Origin of the sequence: Vibrio sp. 10N.261.52.A1, assembly GCF_002876325.1 — a bacterium.
Lineage (GTDB): Bacteria > Pseudomonadota > Gammaproteobacteria > Enterobacterales > Vibrionaceae > Vibrio > Vibrio chagasii.
Genome location: NZ_MCYD01001207.1, coordinates 1 through 1,318 on the forward strand (window position 1 = coordinate 1; position 1,318 = coordinate 1,318).

The 1,318-nt window shown below is 41.4% G+C and carries 2 protein-coding genes and 1 pseudogene; 1 reads left to right on the top strand and 2 read right to left on the bottom strand.

The window, feature by feature from the left end:
• On the top strand, positions 1–376 hold a 376-nt coding region (locus tag BCT81_RS25605), incomplete at its 5' end, for an EAL domain-containing protein (protein ID WP_133152724.1).
• A 200-nt stretch (positions 377–576) separates the two neighbouring features.
• Here the strand turns inward: BCT81_RS25605 and BCT81_RS25610 are convergent.
• Both BCT81_RS25610 and BCT81_RS25615 read right to left on the bottom strand, forming a co-directional pair.
• Positions 577–945, bottom strand: a complete 369-nt coding sequence (locus tag BCT81_RS25610) for a hypothetical protein (RefSeq protein ID WP_102426289.1) — start codon at positions 943–945, stop codon at positions 577–579.
• Between the two features lie 85 nt (positions 946–1,030).
• Positions 1,031–1,318 (bottom strand): annotated as a pseudogene (locus BCT81_RS25615) (nucleoside 2-deoxyribosyltransferase); the annotation flags it as partial.

Consider the following 1,318-nt stretch of genomic DNA (forward strand, 5'->3'; position numbering starts at 1 on the left):
CGCACTGGATGACTTTGGCTCTGGTTGGGCGGGTTATAGCCGCATGGCAGTCGTGAAGCCTGACTACCTCAAAGTGAGCCGTGATATGTTGATTGAGTTTGCTATGGGTGGTTCTCAAGACGACAACCTTTTGGAAGAACTGAACACCATTACGACGATACAAGGTATTAAGGTGATTTTTGAGGGGATTGAGAACGTGGATAACTTACGTTCTGCTGCCCAGTATGGGGCTGATTATTATCAGGGTTACCACATAGATTTCCCTAAATCTTATCCTGTAAACATGCAAGACCAAGGTGTTGCCACGCCAGATGAAAAATTCAGGCTAAACACTTATCTCAATAAGAAAACCAGAATAACGAGTAAAAACGCTTAACTCACCAAGTGACTGAACCCGCGCTCCAAATAATCAATTTGTCGATTTCCCTTATCTGAACTACTACTCTTCGGTTCACTAACCTCTCGTGTGGGAGGTTAGCTTTTTGGCTAGTGATAGTGATATTGATATGAGTGAGTTGTATTTGAATTACTTCGGATTGAACGCTGGGGGAGGGCTAACATTATTCTAATAGAGGATTACAGTTCGTTTTCTGAGTTTCTTTTTGATTTTGTTTCTGAATTGCTTTCTTGGATTAACTGAATCAATTCGCTTTTGCTGTAGGTGCAATAGGCATGGAGAAACCTCTCAACCTCTTCAATTTCAACTTGGTTCACTCTGCACGATACATACCCTTCCTTCTGATCAACACCAAGCTTAATGTTGTAAAGCTGCTGTTCTCTATCCACAAAAAGACAAGTCCCTTCACTGGTACAAATACTAACGTTGGCGTTTTCGTTTGAGTTAATCGAAGACCATAAATCATCAAATGACGCTTTGATCGCATCATAGTCTTTACGTTCCGCTACTTCGTCTCTTGTAAGAGACATCATGCAAATCTCGCTCATAGTTTTCCTCTCTATATTTACAAAAAATTCTCCCAGCATTGTGAGGATGCTGGGAGAATCAATGTCATTCAGTTTAGATAGCGATTTACGCAGCCTTAGCGTTGTTCTTTAGCTGTTCTAGACAACGGATGAACGCACGTAGGTTACGATACACGTCTGTTTGATCATAAAACACGCCAACATTCTCTAATTCTATCGGGCCTGATACTGCGTTATCTAGCATTAGGTTATCAATTAAGCCAAAGTTTGCTAGCGTCATGCCGATGCCATCCACATAGGTTTGCTCATCGATTTGCTTAGCATTTGGCAGTTGGTCTAGGTTTCGTTTTAAGAAAAGATCAGAATTGTTGCTGTAGGCAAGTACCGTTTTACC